Origin of the sequence: Maricaulis sp. (assembly GCF_048268525.1) — a bacterium.
Lineage (GTDB): Bacteria > Pseudomonadota > Alphaproteobacteria > Caulobacterales > Maricaulaceae > Maricaulis.
Genome location: NZ_JBLWVH010000010.1, coordinates 1 through 14,866, shown reverse-complemented (window position 1 = coordinate 14,866; position 14,866 = coordinate 1). Strand labels below are relative to the sequence as shown.

Below are 14,866 nucleotides of genomic sequence, written 5' to 3'. Positions count from 1 at the left end.
AACCCCACCTGCAGTTAACCCGACTTTCCTTAACCAACCATGAGTCACCGGCCACTTTTCGAGCGATCCAGAACAAGATAAGAACAAAAGCGGGCCATCCCGAATATAGTCCGAAATCAAGGGAATGACAGGATGAACCGGATCGGCATCGACCTCGGCGGCACCAAGATCGAAGCGCGCTTGTTCGCAACCGGGGGCACCGAGCTGGGTCGTATCCGCGTTCCGACTCCGAGGAGTTATGACGGTTCGATCAACGAAATCGAGCGTCTGGTGCTGGCCCTGGAGGCGCAGCACGGCACCGCGAGGGTCGGTCTGGCACACCCGGGATCGAGAAGCCCGGAAACCGGCCTCATGCGCAATGCCAACTCGACCTGGCTCAATGGACGCCCCTTTCGGGAAGATCTGTCGGCCAAGCTTGAGCGACCGGTCAGAACAGCGAACGATGCCAACTGCTTCGCCCTGTCAGAAGCCTGTGACGGAGCCGGTCGCGGCGCGTCTGTAGTCTTCGGCGTCATCATCGGGACCGGGGTCGGCGGCGGTGTTGTCGTGAACGGACACCTGATAGACGGGGCCCAGGGAATCGCCGGCGAATGGGGCCACACGCCGCTGCCCTGGCCGCGACACGACGAACTGGACCCGCCGGCCTGCTGGTGCGGAAAGACCGGCTGCCTGGAGACATGGCTGTCCGGGCCGGGCCTGGCAGCCGACCATGCCCGCCAGCACCACCGGGAAATGACCGCCGCCGAGATATTCGAGGAGGCCGCGACCGGAAACGCACTGGCCCTGGACAGCGTCGAACGGCACGCGGATAGGCTGACGCGCGGCCTCGCTGCCGTCATCAACATACTCGACCCGGACGTCATCGTGCTCGGCGGAGGTGTCTCCAATGCCGACGGGTTGATCGAGCGGATAACCAGCGCCCTTCCCGACTGGCTGTTCTCGGACATCTGCCGCACCCGCATCGTCCGACACCATCACGGCGACGCCTCCGGTGTGCGCGGCGCTGCCTGGCTTTGGGATGAGGACGGGGTGCCGTTGTGAGCGATCCCGGCGAACCCGGCTATTGCCGCGCCTGTCTGGCGCCATTGCCGGTCGGGTCGGACGCCTGCCCGACCTGCGGCAGCCACAAGCTGCTGCGCCACGCCGAGCTGGACACGCTGTCGATTGCTCATGTCGATTGCGATGCCTTTTTCGCCGCCGTCGAAAAACGCGACAACCCGGCGCTCGAGGACAAGCCGGTCATCATTGGCGGCCAGCAACGCGGCGTGGTGTCGACCTGCTGCTATGTCGCCCGGCTTTATGGCGTCCACTCGGCGATGCCAATGTTCAAGGCCTTGCAGGCCTGTCCGGATGCGGTGGTGATCCGCCCGGAGCACGGCAAATACACCCGCGAGGGATACCGCATCCGCGACATGATGAAGGACATCACACCGCTGGTGGAACCCCTGTCCATCGACGAGGCTTTCCTCGACCTCACCGGCACCGCCCGGTTGCACGGCGCCTCACCCGCCCTCTCCCTGCTGCGGCTTCAGCGCCGGATCGAGGTCGAGGTCGGCATCACCGTCTCGGTGGGGCTGTCCTTCAACAAATTCCTCGCCAAGACCGCTTCCGATCTCGACAAGCCCAACGGGTTTGCGGTGATCGGCGAGGCCGAGGCGCTGGACTTTCTGGCGCCGCGACCGGTGCGTTCGATCTATGGCGTCGGTCCGGCCTTTGCCGCCAAGCTGGAACGGGACGGCATCCGCACCCTCTCCGACATCCGCCGCCAGGGCGACAAGCGCATGGCCGGTCGCTATGGCGATATGGGTTACCATCTCTCGCGCCTGTCACGCGGCGAGGACCGACGCCAGGTCTCGCCGGAACGCGAGCGCAAGAGCGTGTCCTCGGAGACCACCTTCAACGCCGACCTGAGTGACCGCGAGGTTCTGGAAAAACACCTCTGGCACCTGTCCGTGAAAGTCGCAGACCAGATGAAGGCCAAGGCGATTTCCGGGCAGGTTGTGACCTTGAAGTTGAAGACGTCCGACTTCCGGTCGCGAACCCGCCGCCGCACCCTCAACGAACCCAGCCAGCTGGCCGACACCTTGTTCCGGGTCGGCCAGCAATTGCTGGCGCCGGAACTGGACGGGACACGCTTCCGGCTGATCGGTATCGGTTTTTCGGGGCTGCGCGACGCCGTTGGCGATGCCGGTGATTTGCTTGACCCGCAGGCTATCCGTCGCGCCACCGCCGAACGGGCCATGGACAGGGCGCGGGAGAAGTTTGGCAGCGACGCGGTGGTGAAAGGGCGGGGCCTCAGTTCGAAATCGAAACCGGGCTCGAAGCCGAAACCTGATCAAACCAGTTGAAGATCATCGGCCAGAATGCGGCTGCCTCCTTCTTGAACGCCCCGTGATGCGCCACGCGAGTGGCGCCTATGTCGCACGGATCCGGCCGCAAATGCTCGGTCGGCGCCTTGGGGTAGAGCCTGAGCAGGTCCTCGGCCGACCGCCGGGCGCACAGCCGGTCGTCACTGAAGCTCCAGGAGCGGATCGGCGCCGCGATGTCATCGAAGGCGTGCGGCTTCAGCTGATCAAGCCAGGCACCGAAATAGTCCGGCTTTGACGCCCATTGACGCCATTGTACGAAGACATCGCGAGGCAGCGCCGTGCCGCCCCACAGTCCGCCAGACGGTATATGCCCGCTCAGCGCCAGACAGGCCGGCCCGTAGACCAGCCAGAAAAACAGGGCCGAGGGTCGATAAGACAGCTCGTGGGCACCCCAATACCCGGTCCCGACAGTGATGAAAGCGTGGGCGCTGGCCAGATGGGCATTATCCGCAAAGCCCAGAAGATGCCCGCCAACCGAATGGCCAATCGTGTAGAGTGGTTTTCCCGGCGCCAGCTGCGCCGCGCGGTCGAGCGCAGCGGAAAAGTCGAGGCGCCCCCAGTCGACAATATCGGCCTTGAAGCCGCGCAACTGCTGCGGTGCCGATCCGCCAATGCCGCGATAGTCATAGATAAGGCTGGCGAGACCGAGTTCGGCACCAGCCAGGGCCATACGGCGATAAAGCCCCATCGGAAAACCGGTCCCGGACGATATCAGCACGGCGGCACGCGGCGCCTCCGGGGTGATGATCCGGCCGTTCAGGGAATAACCGTCGCGGGCGTCGAATCGGATTTCTGTCTCGTGGATCATCGTCATCATGCAAACACCCTGCCCGATGACGCGCGCGTCAAGTCAAGCGAGCAGATTGCATGAGCGCGATACGCCGCTAATCTCCCGCCGCAATCTGACTTTTGGAGCCAGCCATGTCTGACATCGACGCCCGCCTCGCCGAGCTTGGAATCACCCTCCCGGAACCGGTCGCCCCGGTCGCGAACTATGTGCCCTTCGTCCAGAGCGGCAGCCAGGTCTTCGTTTCCGGTCAGGTGTCGATCGGCGCCGATGGCCTGGTCAAGGGCACCCTCGGACAGGGCATGGACGTGGTAGACGGCCAGGCAGCGGCCCGGCTGTGTGCGATCAATCTCATTGCCCAGTTCAAACAGGCCTGCGGCGGCGATCTGAACCGCGTCAAACGCGTGGTGAAGCTGGGCGGCTTTGTTGCAGCGGTACCGGGCTTCACCGAGATCCCGCAAGTGATCAATGGCTGCTCCGACCTGATGGTCGAAGTCTTCGGCGATGCCGGTCGTCACGCCCGATCGGCCGTCTCCTGTCCCGCCCTTCCTCTCGGCGCCGCTGTTGAAGTCGATGCCGTGATCGAGATCGCCTGATGAAACGTCTCCGCGCCCGCGACTTCACCGCGAATCGGGCTTGGGGCGCCGAGCGCCTCGCCCTGTTCGGCTCCACCGGCGTCAGCCTGCACTGGACCGACAGCCCCTATCGCTGGCACCGCAATACCGGCGACGAGGTCTTCGTGGTGCTCGATGGCCGGGTCGAGATGAGGTATCGCGAGAACGGCGAAGAAAAATCCATGCAGCTCGAGGCCGGCGACGCGTTGACCATCGGCGATGGCGAGGAACATGTCGCCCATCCCGTGGGCGAAGCACGCATCCTCGTGATTGAGGACATCAACAGCGAGTAATACCGGTCACCCGACGCTGGAGGGCCCCGCGAGCGCCCAGCGGTGACTGCACCAGATGCGCCAACTGCTCGTCGCGTCACACAATGATTTTACACACGAAACGCTCGCCGCGCGCCACCAGGTCCGCTAGATATCGCGAGATACCGATGCAAGGGGTTTTCGATGTTGATGCGATTTGCCGGGGCGTTCGCCGCCGTACTGTTCTTGATGGGCTGCCAGCAGCCGGCCGCTTCGGCTCAGCTGACCGAACCGGAGCGCGACGAAGTCCGCGAACTGGTCCGCGAGTACATCCTGGAGAATCCGGAAATCATCGAGGAAGCGCTGATCGAGCTGCAGCGCCGGGCCCGGGCCCGCGAAATGCAATCGGTTTATGACGCCGTCTCGGCCAATGCGGCCGCGATCTATAATGACCCGCGCGACCCCCGTCTCGGCCCGGACGATGCCGAGGTCGTGATCGTCGAATTCATGGACTACAAGTGCTCCTATTGCCGTGTCGCCGCCTCCTGGGTGGAAAGCGTTCGCGAGGAATATGGCGACCGGGTCCAGATCCTGTTCAAGGAATACCCGATCCTCGGCGAAGAATCGGTGGAAGCCTCGCGCGCCGCGCTCGCCGCCCTGCGCCAGGGTGAAGAGGTCTATTCGGCCTTTCACTTGGCCCTCATCCGCTCGTCAGGACCGCTGCCGGGCACGCGCATCGACCAGCTCGCCGCCGTCTCCGGTGTCGATGTTGCGCAGATGCGGACCGACATGGAAGATCCGGAAATCCTCGCCCACATCAACCAGGTCCGCTCGCTGGGACGGGCCCTGAATGTGACCGGTACGCCCTTCTTCATTGTCGATGGTGTGGTCGTGCCCGGCGCCAACGAGATGGCCCTGAACGAGGCACTGTCCGCAGCCCTGCGCGGCTAGATCAGCCCCGACAGAGGGCTGGACGGGTCGGCATAGCGTTTCTTGGGCATGCGCCCGGCGAGATAGCTTTCTCGACCGGCAATGACCGCATGGCGCATCGCCCGCGCCATGCGGATCGGGTCTTTCGCCTCGGCGATGGCGGTATTCATCAACACACCGTCACAGCCCAGCTCCATCGCCACCGTGGCGTCTGACGCCGTGCCGACACCGGCATCGACGATGACCGGCACCTTGGTCTGCTCGATAATGAGGCGGATATTGACCGGGTTCTGGATCCCCAGGCCCGAGCCGATCGGCGCGCCCAGCGGCATGATCGCGCAACAGCCGATCTCTTCCAGCTTCTTGGCGTAGACCGGATCGTCCGAGCAATAGACCATCACGTCGAACCCGTCCTTGATCAGAAGCTCCGCGGCGCGCAGCGTCTCGGCCATGTCGGGATAGAGGTGTTTGGGGTCGGACAGGACTTCCAGCTTGACCAGGTTCCAGCCGCCGGCCTCGCGGGCCAGGCGCAGCGTGCGCACGGCATCCTCGCCGGTGAAACATCCGGCCGTGTTGGGCAGGAAGGTGTAGTCCTCGGGCGAGATGAAATCGACCAGGCGCGGCTCGTCCGGATTGGACAGGTTCACCCGGCGGATAGCGACGGTAATCATCTCCGCGCCCGAAGCCTCAAGCGCCTGCGCATTCTGGGCATAGGTCTTGTACTTGCCGGTGCCGATGATCAGGCGCGAGGTGAAGGTGCGACCGGCGACGACCAGCGGCTTGTCCTCGAAGGCTGTGTCCAGCGTGACTGCATCTTCCATCTCATCCACCTCCGACAAACGCGACAATCTCGATCCGGTCGCCATCGGCGAGCACGGTCTGCTCATATTGCGAGCGCGGCACGATGGCCAGATTGCGCTCGACGGCGATCTTGCGGCCATCCAGGCCGAGTATGGTGACGAGGCCACTCACACTGGTATCGGGCTCGACCTTGCGGCCTTCACCATTGACTGTCAGCTGCAGCATGGTCTTCGCTGGCCTTTCTCTGAGTCCCTCGTTAGACCCGTGGTAAATCCCGTAACCGCTGAAAAGCAAGGCCATGACCCAACCGATTCACATTCTCAACGGCCCCAACCTCAACCTGCTCGGCACGCGCGAGCCGGATGTCTACGGCACGTTGAGCCTGAAAGAAATCGAACAGGCCTGCGCCAAGCATGCCCGGGACTTGGGGTATGAGATCGTCTTTCGCCAGACCAATCATGAAGGCGAACTGATTGACTGGCTGCATGACGCAAACGTCAACGCCTGTGCAGTTGTTTTCAACCCGGCTGCATTTACGCATACATCCGTCGCTTTGCACGACGCGGTTCGCGCGATAGAACCTCCGGTCATCGAAGTACATTTGAGTCAGACGGCAGCACGCGAAGCATTTCGGCACCACTCCTACATCGCCCTGGCGGCACGCGGATCGATCACCGGTTTGGGTCTGCAAAGCTATCTTCTGGGCATCAACGCTGCCATCACCTCTCTTGGCAACTGACGGAACCAAAGGCCTTACATCATGAGTTCTGATTCCCGCCCCCGCTCCCCGATCAGCGCGAAACTCGTCCGCGAGCTCGCCGACATCCTCCGGGAAACCGACCTGTCGGAAATCGAAGTCGAGCGGGGCGATCTGCGCCTCAAGATCGCCCGTCAGATCACAGCTGCACCGGTCGTCCACAGCGTCGCGGCACCCGCCGCAGCGCCGGCGGCACCGGCGGCACCCGCAGCGGCTCCTGTTGCAGCAGCAGCTCCGGCGGCATCCGCCGATGACCCGAACGCGATCAAGTCCCCAATGGTGGGCACGGCCTATCTGCGTCCCAATCCGGATGCCGGCAACTTTGTGACAGTCGGCGACCAGGTGAAGAAGGGTGATACCATCCTGCTGGTCGAGGCGATGAAGACCTTCAACCCGATCACGGCCGAGAAAGCCGGCACGGTCAGCGCCATTCTTGTCGAGGACGGGCAGCCGGTTGAATACGGCGAACCCCTCTTCGTCCTGTCCTGACGCGACCAGCAAGGCGAGCGACGACATGTTCGACAAGATCCTGATCGCCAATCGCGGCGAAATTGCCCTTCGCGTCCATCGCGCCTGCCGCGAGATGGGCATCCGGACCGTGGCCGTGCACTCCGAGGCCGATGCCAACGCCATGCATGTCCGCCTCGCCGACGAGAGCGTGTGCATCGGACCGCCGCCGGCCAACAAGTCCTATCTCAACATTCCAGCCATCATCACGGCCGCCGAAGTGACCGGCGCCCAGGCGATTCACCCGGGTTATGGCTTCCTGTCTGAGAACGCCCGCTTCGCCGAGATCGTCGAAGCACACGGCCTCGCCTTCATCGGGCCGACGGCCGCCCATATCCGCATGATGGGCGACAAGATCACCGCCAAACAGGCCGTGATGGATGCCGGCATCCCGGTCGTCCCCGGCTCGGAAGGCGGCGTCGACAGCTATGAAGACGCCGTGCCGATCGCCGAGAAGATCGGCTATCCGGTCCTGATCAAGGCGGCATCCGGTGGCGGTGGCCGCGGCATGAAAGTGGCCGAGACAGCCGATAACCTGAAAGAGGCCATGGACACGGCCTCGACCGAGGCCCTCGCAGCCTTTGGCGACGGCACGGTCTATATCGAGAAATATCTCGGCCGCCCGCGCCATATCGAGATCCAGATCCTCGCCGATACGCATGGCAATGTGGTCCATTTGGGCGAGCGTGACTGCTCGCTGCAGCGGCGCCACCAGAAGATCCTCGAGGAAGCCCCCTCACCGGCCCTCAACGATGATGATCGCAAGAAGATCGGTGATGTTGTCCGCAGGGCGATCGAGGCGATCGGCTATCGCGGCGTCGGCACGATCGAATTCCTGTGGGAAAATGGCGAGTTCTACTTCATCGAAATGAATACCCGCCTGCAGGTGGAACATCCGGTCACCGAGATGATCACCGGCATCGACCTGGTGCGCGAACAGATCCGCGTCGCCGACGGCCAGAAGCTCGACATCAAACAGTCCGATGTGACCTTCGAAGGCTGGGCCATCGAATGCCGGATCAATGCCGAGAATGCGCGCACCTTTGCGCCGTCGCCGGGTCTGGTCACCGATTTCCACGCACCGGGCGGCTTGGGCGTACGCCTCGATTCCGCCCTTTATGCCGGCTATTCCATCCCGCCTTACTATGACAGTCTGATCGGCAAGCTGATCGTGCACGGTCGCACTCGCGAAGAAGCGCTTCTGCGTCTGCGCCGGTCGCTGGAAGAAATGGTTGTCGGCGGTGTCGAAACCACGATCCCGATCTTCCTCGACCTGCTCGAGGAACCGGATTTCGTGAGTGGCAATTACCACATCCGCTGGCTGGAAGACTGGTTGGCAAGCCGGGAGAGCTGATCTGCCCTGCCGACAGGTCCGGGAGTGATCATGCGCGGCTTCGGTGCCGAGGAATTGCTGAACTGCTACGCCCGCGGCGTCTTCCCCATGGCGGAAGGCCGCGACAATCCGCGCATCTACCTGCTTGACCCCGACGAACGCGGCATCATCCCGCTCGACGGATTCCATGTGTCCCGGAGCCTCCGAAAAACCGTCCGGCAGGACGTTTTCCAGGTGACCATTGACCATGACTTCGCGGGCGTCGTCGCCCGGTGCGCCGAGCCGTCCGAAAATCGCGAAGAAACCTGGATCAACGACTCCATCATCCGGCTCTACTCCGAGCTGCACCTGGCCGGTTTCGCCCATTCGGTGGAGTGCTGGTCAGACGGACAGCTGGTCGGCGGGCTGTACGGTGTGTCGTTGGGTGCCGCCTTTTTCGGCGAGAGCATGTTCTCGGTCCGCCGGGACGCATCGAAGGTCGCCCTCGTCCACTTGATCGCGCGCCTGAAGGCCGGTGGCTACACCTTGCTGGACACGCAATTCACGACCGGACACCTGGAACGGTTCGGGGCAATCACGATCGAACGCAGCGACTATCGCGAACGCCTCGCTGATGCCCTGATTTTTGAAGCTGATTTCAACGCACTGCCGGACGAGATACCCGGCACTCAAGCCCTGCAGTCGACCACCCAGACGTCGTAGACCGGGTGTTCCAGCGGGTTTTGTGCCGGGCGCGACGCGAACATCCAGCCCGAGAACACCTGCTCGCCTTCAACATCAACACCGAAGCCATCGGTTCGACGGTCATTGATCTGCAGGAAGGCATAGGTCTCCGGCGTCTCTTCCGGCGGCCGCTTGCGGCAGTATTGAGCTGTAATCGACAGCGCCCCGAACTGGACCGTGTCGCCGATAGCGACCTCGAAATCGCGGGTCCGGGCGGTCACCTTGTCGAGGCCGCGCAGGACCACGACACTGCCTGGCTGTGAGGACAATGGACCGCGTGTGACGGTGTTGTCCGGATCATCACGCCGCAGCAATTCGGCAGCGTCAGGTTCAGACTGTGCGCCGTCCTGGGCCCAGACGGGCGCAGCCAGCACAAGCGAGACAATCGAAGCGAGAACACAGGTTTTCATGATGCATACCCTGTCGCGGGATTGTGACGCGGTAAAGGCGAATTATGCCTCGTCCGGAGACCAGGCCTGATAGTCACCCGTTGTCGACTGGCGACTGTCACCTACAGCCAGCGAACCGGTCGGGCGATAGGCATGCACCGTGCCGGTAAGATTGGGATGGTGATCTTTTTCCCAGGTCTGGCGCTTCAGCGGCGCATCAGTCGGCAGTTCGTCAAAGGTGTGGTGCAGCCAGCCATGCCAGTCGGACGGCACGCGCGAGGCATCCGCATACCCCTTGTAGATGACCCAGCGGCGCTTCTGGCCCTGGCCATCCGGACCGGTGACGCCGGATTCCTCGAAATAGCGATTGCCATACTCATCCGAGCCGACCTGCTTGGCGCCGCGCATGCGCAGCGTCAGGAAGGTTCCCGGCGTGGCGTCTTTCCACCACACAAACACTTTTGAGATCAGTCCGAACATTGTCAGCGGCTCCGAGTCGGTCGAGGCAGGCTTGGCTTATATGCCCTTACGCGGCGGGCGGGTCCAGTGTTGAACGCGGCGGGTTTCAGGACAAACCTCCGACGCGATACAATGGGCGCCACCACAGGCGATTCGGGCCAAGGGAGGAATGTCGCATGCAGGTCTTTGGTCGCATCGCCGATTTCATCGCCGAAACCGCGCTTGGTGGCTCATTGGAGACCCGGCGTCTGGCCGCTCTCGACCCCGATGACAGCGCCTTGTCCGGCACAGATCGCGAGCTGACAACCCCTGCAGACTGGAGCCTGACGGCAGTTCAGGCACTGGCCGAGCTTCTCGACACACCCCGCCCGACCATGACCGACATCCGCAAGGGCGCCCGGACGGTCGGCTCCCTGACCCCGTCCACGGCTGTCGGTGAGGATCGCGCGCCCGAATCGGGCCTGCCCACCGTCACGCGGCGCCTGGCCGGCTCGCTGGCCTGGTCCGCCGCCCGCCAGGGCGCCTTCACCGATGACACTGACGCCGACCTGTTCGCGGACGAGCTGGCCGCCAGCCTGAGGGGTCGGCTGGTGATCGCCGACGCCGACCTGATGCGCCATGGCGGAGTTGACTGGGCCTATGGTGATACGGCGAGTGACACGAGCGCTCGAGCCGTGCCGCTGACAATTCGCGTGAATTCGCAACAGGCCCCCGAACAGCTGCGACGGGTTGCCGAAACGGCATTGCGTGCATCGGTTCTCGACGTGGGCGCCCGGGTTACCCGGGGCCGTCTGGAAGCGAGCGGAGAAGCGGTCCGTCGCTGCTCCGGCGACATCGAGGATTGTTTCGATCCCCGTCGCAATGCGGCACTGGCCCGCGCCATGCGCCGGGCACTGAAAGATGGCGTCGCCGAAGAAGCCGTCGAGCGCGCCCTGGCGCTGGCCCGCCAGGGTACCGACGATGACGCCCTGTCCGCCCTGATCCCCGACACGGTGCCAGCTCGGCCGGCTGTGCTTCACGTCCCGCGGGCTTTTGGCAAGGCCGTTGCCGATGATGAGGCCTGGACCTTTGAACAGGATGGCGGTGCGGTCAGGGCCCGCGATTTCCGGACCGGCATCGCGCGCACCGTGTGGAGCTTCGGAACCCCGTCGCTGGCCTTCAATGCCAGCCCGACCGAGTCCGGCCCGACCATCCATATCAACCTGCCGGCCTTCCTCGATGGGGCCGGTGAGTTCCAAGCCGAAATCCTGTGCGACACCCTGCGCTACTGGGCAATCGCCCTGACCATGAGCGCGCCGAAGGGGGCCAGCTCCGCCGGCTCGATTGCCCTGACCGGATTGGGCGCCTTGTTGATGGCCAGCGGACAGGCCTATGGCAGCGAAAGCGCCCGCCATACAGCCGCCGCCCTCGCCCATCTGGCAACCCGCACCCTGCGCGAGATTGCCATGGAAACCGGCGCTGCCGCTCCGGGACTTGGCGAACCGCCGGTCCTTGACGATCTGCCCGACGGCTTTGCCCAGGTCGCCGAACGAGTCGGCAAGGCCGCCTCACCATTCTTGCCCAAGGCTGCCCTTGCCCGCCCCGGCCCGACACTCACCTGCCGCGCTCCGGCCCCGGACATCGCGGGCCTGCTGGACGCCGACAGTGCCGGTGCCGCACCGGTACAGTCTGCCACCACCTCGGACGCCAGCCTGGCTGGCGGTCAGCGACTGCGGAACTGCGCGCGGACCGGCCTGCTCGCGCTCGGTTGCAGCGTGACCGATGTGGAACGCGCCGAGGATCACGCGGCCGGCCATGGCACCTTGCGCGGTGCGCCGGGGATTTCGCTCGAAGACCTGATGGAACGCGGCGTTCCGTCCGCCGCCCTTGAACGGTTGGAAGATTCGATCGCCGAAGGCGCCTCTGTCCGCCATGCCCTCAATCGCTGGACGCTGGGCGACCGCACCTGCCGGGATGCGCTTGGCCTGACCAGTGATGTTATCGAGCGGCACGGCAATGCCCTCTGCGGCGCCATTGGCTACACCGAAGAGGATATCCGGGCGGCCGATGCCCACGCCCATGGCACCGGTGACCTGTCCCAGGCTCCGGATCTGCCGGCCGCCATCCGCGCGGTGTTTGCCCCCCCGTCCCAACAGGACCGGATGATGATGGCGGCCGCCATAGAGGCCCAGATCGAAGGGTGCTGCGCCGTTGAGCTGGCCCTCGACGGTGAGGCCACCATCGATGATGTCGCAGCCCTGATTGATCTCGGAGGAGAGCTGGGCCTTCGCGACTTGTCGGTCCGCCGGACCGCTTCAGGTCTGTTCGACATGCTACCCTCCATAGACTTCGACAAGGGCGACTACGCCGCCGAAGCACCCGCCGCCGAACGGATCGTCGAACGCACGGTCGAGCGTGTGATCGAGAAGCCGGCCAGCCGCCGCAAATTGCCGGATCGCCGAAAGGGCTATATCCAGAAAGCGACCGTTGGCGGGCACAAGGTCTACCTGCACACCGGTGAATTCGATGATGGTGAGCTGGGTGAGATCTTCATCGATATGCACAAGGAGGGCGCCGCCTTCCGGTCATTGATGAACAATTTCGCTATCGCCATTTCCATCGGCCTGCAATACGGCGTGCCGCTGGAGGAGTTCGTCGACGCCTTCGTCTACACTCGCTTCGAACCCGCCGGTGCCGTGCAGGGCAATGACTCGATCCAGCATGCGACCTCGATCCTGGATTATCTGTTCCGCGAACTGGGCGTCTCCTATCTGGGCCGCGATGACCTCGCCGAAATCTCACCGGACAAGGCCGATCCCGGCGGTCTGGGACGCGGCGTCGAGGAAGAAAAACTGGCGCAGGAAGATGCCGCAAAATTCATTTCCCGCGGCTTCTCCCGCGGTCAGGTACCAGACAATATCCTGATGTTCGCCAACGCCCCCAAGAAAGCCGCAACAGGCGGTGACGCCACGTCCGGCCATTACGAGATTGAGGACCAGGGCATCAGCCGACCGGCCTCGCGTGACATCTCGGTCTATTCCGGTGCGCCCTGTCCCGAATGCGGGCATTTCACCGTGGTGCAGGATGAAAACGGTGAACAGACCTGCGACGCCTGCAGCTGGACCGGCGCCTGAGGCTCCCCTGGGCGCAGCGGCGCAGGCCTTGCAGCACAAGGTGCATCAACGCTTGGAGTGCTCCACAATGGTACGGCTTGTACTTGTTCTGACCGCCCTGCTTGCCACATCCGGACTGGCCCTTGCCCAGGACGCCGGCCAGATTGCGCGGGTTCAGGCAGGTCAGTCCTGCCCCGGGTGCAACCTGTTCCAAGCCGAGCTCGCCTATCTGGACCTGCCCGGGATCGACGTTTCCGGCGCCCGGTTGAGACAGGCCAATCTGGCCCTGGTCACGATGAACCGCGCCAATTTCAGCGACGCCAACCTGTCAGTCGCCAACCTCTTTGGTGGCCGTTTCACCGGCGCCAGTTTTCGCAATGCCGATCTCAGCCGCGCCAATCTGGTGGGCGCCCACTTCGGCAGCGCCGACCTGACCGGCGCGAACCTGACCGGCGCGACGCTCTCGGGGGCTGAGCTGGCCGGGGCGCGCGGTCTCACACAGACCCAGCTTTCCACCGCATGTGGCGATCGCACGACAAGCCTGCCTGCCGGGTTGAGTCTCCCTGACTGCCAATAGTCCGCCGCCTTGCGCGCTGGTCAGCCCGACTGGCACCTCATAGGATATGCTGACGGGTTACCGTGATTTAAGTCGCTTTGCCGGGGTCTGTGGCCTATCCGTGGGGACATGCGGAACAGTTTGATGACATTCGCCTCTGCTGCCGCGCTCTTGGCCATGGTGGCATCGCCCGCCCTCGCCGGGGGTGACGACCATCCGCGTCGTGGTCTGGCGATTGGCGGCGAATGCGAAGGCTGCGACTTTTCCGACAAGAACATGGCCAATGCCGTCTTCATCGGTGCCAATTTCGAAGGTACCGATTTCGCCCGCTCGGAACTGCCATCGGTGTCGATGATCGAGAGCCGGTTCAATGACACCGACTTCAACAACACCATCATGGTCAATGCGCGGCTGACCGGGGTCACGTTTTCGCGGGCCGACCTGTCCGGCGCGACATTGTCCAATTCGGTCATCGAACGGGTCAATTTTTCGTCCGCCGACCTGTCCGAGACCGATTTCACCGGTTCGCAAATGGTGTTCGTGACCTTCATCGGCTCGTCCCTGAATGACACGCTGTTCGCCGACGCCCGCTTGCGTCAGGTCAACTTCCTGCGGGCCGAGTTGAACGATACCAATTTCCGCAGCGCCGAGCTGCGCCGGGCCAATTTCGCCGAGGTGAATGGCCGCGATGTCAATTTCCAGGACGCTGACCTGACTGGCGCCAATTTCCGCAATGCCGACCTGCACGATGTCGATTTCACCGGCGCGATCCTGGCCGGCGCCAATTTCTCGGGTGCCGAGATTCGCGACCCCGCCGGCCTGGACAAATCCACTCTGGCCGGTGCCTGCGGCGATTCAGATACCGAGCTGGGCGATATCATTGCCCTGCCCGGCTGCGACAGCCAGCCGGAGCACGCGCACGGTGACATCCAGATGGAGTATGCGCTTCGCTTGACCGGCCCGGAACGGGTCGAGCGGATGGTCGAGCTGCAGGCGCTGGAGAATGCCCGTATCGAAATCCTGTCGGAGATCGGTGCCGCACTTCAGCTGCATGCGACCGAACTCGACCGCGATGCGATCCGGTCCGCTGCCAATGAGGCCATGCGGGAAATCGCACGGTCCGAACGCGAGCTGCGCCGGATCGAGCGTCAGCGCGAAAGCCGGCGCGAAGCGGTCAGCGAAGAACGTCGCCGGATCATTGAAGACGCCCGCCGCGACGCGATACAGGCCAATGAGGCCATGCGGGAAATCGCACGGTCCGAACGCGAGCTGCGCCGGATCGAGCGTCAGCGCGAAAG

The 14,866-nt window shown here is 63.9% G+C and carries 17 protein-coding genes; 12 read left to right on the top strand and 5 right to left on the bottom strand.

Going from position 1 to position 14,866, the window contains the following annotated elements:
* Positions 1-132 precede the first annotated feature (132 nt).
* Together ACN0X9_RS06915 and ACN0X9_RS06910 are read left to right on the top strand one after the other, a co-directional pair.
* Positions 133-1,041, top strand: a complete 909-nt coding sequence (locus ACN0X9_RS06915; RefSeq protein WP_417486882.1) for an ROK family protein — start codon at positions 133-135, stop codon at positions 1,039-1,041.
* On the top strand, positions 1,038-2,348 hold the full coding sequence (locus tag ACN0X9_RS06910; RefSeq protein ID WP_417486881.1) for a DNA polymerase IV: 1,311 nt from the start codon (positions 1,038-1,040) through the stop codon (positions 2,346-2,348). The genes ACN0X9_RS06915 and ACN0X9_RS06910 overlap by 4 nt, the downstream gene beginning before the upstream one ends.
* Here the strand turns inward: ACN0X9_RS06910 and ACN0X9_RS06905 are convergent.
* Complete coding sequence (locus tag ACN0X9_RS06905) at positions 2,296-3,186, bottom strand: serine aminopeptidase domain-containing protein (RefSeq protein ID WP_417486880.1); 891 nt, start codon at positions 3,184-3,186, stop codon at positions 2,296-2,298. The genes ACN0X9_RS06910 and ACN0X9_RS06905 overlap by 53 nt on opposite strands.
* A 104-nt stretch (positions 3,187-3,290) precedes the next feature.
* Here ACN0X9_RS06905 and ACN0X9_RS06900 point away from each other — a divergent pair, with 104 nt between their 5' ends.
* From ACN0X9_RS06900 to ACN0X9_RS06890, 3 genes are all read left to right on the top strand, one after another.
* A complete protein-coding gene (locus ACN0X9_RS06900; RefSeq protein ID WP_417486879.1) occupies positions 3,291-3,752 on the top strand; it encodes a RidA family protein in 462 nt (153 codons plus the stop codon).
* A complete protein-coding gene (locus ACN0X9_RS06895; protein ID WP_417486878.1) occupies positions 3,752-4,063 on the top strand; it encodes a cupin domain-containing protein in 312 nt (103 codons plus the stop codon). The genes ACN0X9_RS06900 and ACN0X9_RS06895 overlap by 1 nt, the downstream gene beginning before the upstream one ends.
* Positions 4,064-4,225: 162 nt before the next feature.
* Positions 4,226-4,972 (top strand): thioredoxin domain-containing protein, encoded by a 747-nt coding sequence (locus ACN0X9_RS06890; protein WP_417486877.1) that lies wholly within the window; start codon positions 4,226-4,228, stop codon positions 4,970-4,972.
* Here the strand turns inward: ACN0X9_RS06890 and ACN0X9_RS06885 are convergent.
* Together ACN0X9_RS06885 and thiS are read right to left on the bottom strand one after the other, a co-directional pair.
* Entirely contained in the window at positions 4,969-5,772 is an 804-nt protein-coding gene (locus ACN0X9_RS06885) for a thiazole synthase (protein ID WP_417486876.1), read from the bottom strand. The genes ACN0X9_RS06890 and ACN0X9_RS06885 overlap by 4 nt on opposite strands.
* Position 5,773: 1 nt before the next feature.
* The gene (gene thiS / locus ACN0X9_RS06880) at positions 5,774-5,974 is read right to left on the bottom strand and encodes a sulfur carrier protein ThiS (protein ID WP_417486940.1); all 201 of its coding nucleotides are present in this window, start codon (positions 5,972-5,974) and stop codon (positions 5,774-5,776) included.
* A gap of 76 nt (positions 5,975-6,050) precedes the next feature.
* Between thiS and aroQ the strand changes: the two genes are divergently transcribed.
* From aroQ to aat, 4 genes are read left to right on the top strand one after another with little or no spacing between them, the layout of a single operon-like run.
* Positions 6,051-6,491, top strand: coding sequence for a type II 3-dehydroquinate dehydratase (aroQ, locus tag ACN0X9_RS06875; RefSeq protein WP_417486875.1), 441 nt, complete (start codon positions 6,051-6,053; stop codon positions 6,489-6,491).
* Positions 6,492-6,512: 21 nt separating this feature from the next.
* Positions 6,513-6,998, top strand: a complete 486-nt coding sequence (gene accB, locus ACN0X9_RS06870; RefSeq protein ID WP_417486874.1) for an acetyl-CoA carboxylase biotin carboxyl carrier protein — start codon at positions 6,513-6,515, stop codon at positions 6,996-6,998.
* Positions 6,999-7,023: 25 nt separating this feature from the next.
* Positions 7,024-8,370: an acetyl-CoA carboxylase biotin carboxylase subunit gene (gene accC / locus ACN0X9_RS06865; RefSeq protein WP_417486873.1), complete on the top strand. Its 1,347-nt coding sequence runs from the start codon at positions 7,024-7,026 to the stop codon at positions 8,368-8,370.
* 30 nt (positions 8,371-8,400) lie between these two features.
* The gene (gene aat, locus ACN0X9_RS06860; RefSeq protein WP_417486872.1) at positions 8,401-9,051 is read left to right on the top strand and encodes a leucyl/phenylalanyl-tRNA--protein transferase; all 651 of its coding nucleotides are present in this window, start codon (positions 8,401-8,403) and stop codon (positions 9,049-9,051) included.
* Here aat and ACN0X9_RS06855 read toward each other — a convergent pair.
* Together ACN0X9_RS06855 and ACN0X9_RS06850 are read right to left on the bottom strand one after the other, a co-directional pair.
* Complete coding sequence (locus tag ACN0X9_RS06855) at positions 9,018-9,482, bottom strand: DUF2155 domain-containing protein (protein ID WP_417486871.1); 465 nt, start codon at positions 9,480-9,482, stop codon at positions 9,018-9,020. The genes aat and ACN0X9_RS06855 overlap by 34 nt on opposite strands.
* A 42-nt stretch (positions 9,483-9,524) precedes the next feature.
* On the bottom strand, positions 9,525-9,941 hold the full coding sequence (locus ACN0X9_RS06850) for an NADH:ubiquinone oxidoreductase subunit NDUFA12 (RefSeq protein WP_417486870.1): 417 nt from the start codon (positions 9,939-9,941) through the stop codon (positions 9,525-9,527).
* A 155-nt stretch (positions 9,942-10,096) separates the two neighbouring features.
* Here ACN0X9_RS06850 and ACN0X9_RS06845 point away from each other — a divergent pair, with 155 nt between their 5' ends.
* The 3 genes from ACN0X9_RS06845 to ACN0X9_RS06835 form a co-directional block, all read left to right on the top strand.
* Positions 10,097-13,033, top strand: a complete 2,937-nt coding sequence (locus ACN0X9_RS06845; protein ID WP_417486869.1) for a hypothetical protein — start codon at positions 10,097-10,099, stop codon at positions 13,031-13,033.
* Positions 13,034-13,100: 67 nt separating this feature from the next.
* Positions 13,101-13,589, top strand: coding sequence for a pentapeptide repeat-containing protein (locus ACN0X9_RS06840; RefSeq protein WP_417486868.1), 489 nt, complete (start codon positions 13,101-13,103; stop codon positions 13,587-13,589).
* A gap of 123 nt (positions 13,590-13,712) precedes the next feature.
* Positions 13,713-14,866, top strand: a 1,154-nt coding sequence (locus ACN0X9_RS06835; RefSeq protein WP_417486867.1) for a pentapeptide repeat-containing protein, incomplete at its 3' end; no start/stop codon positions are given.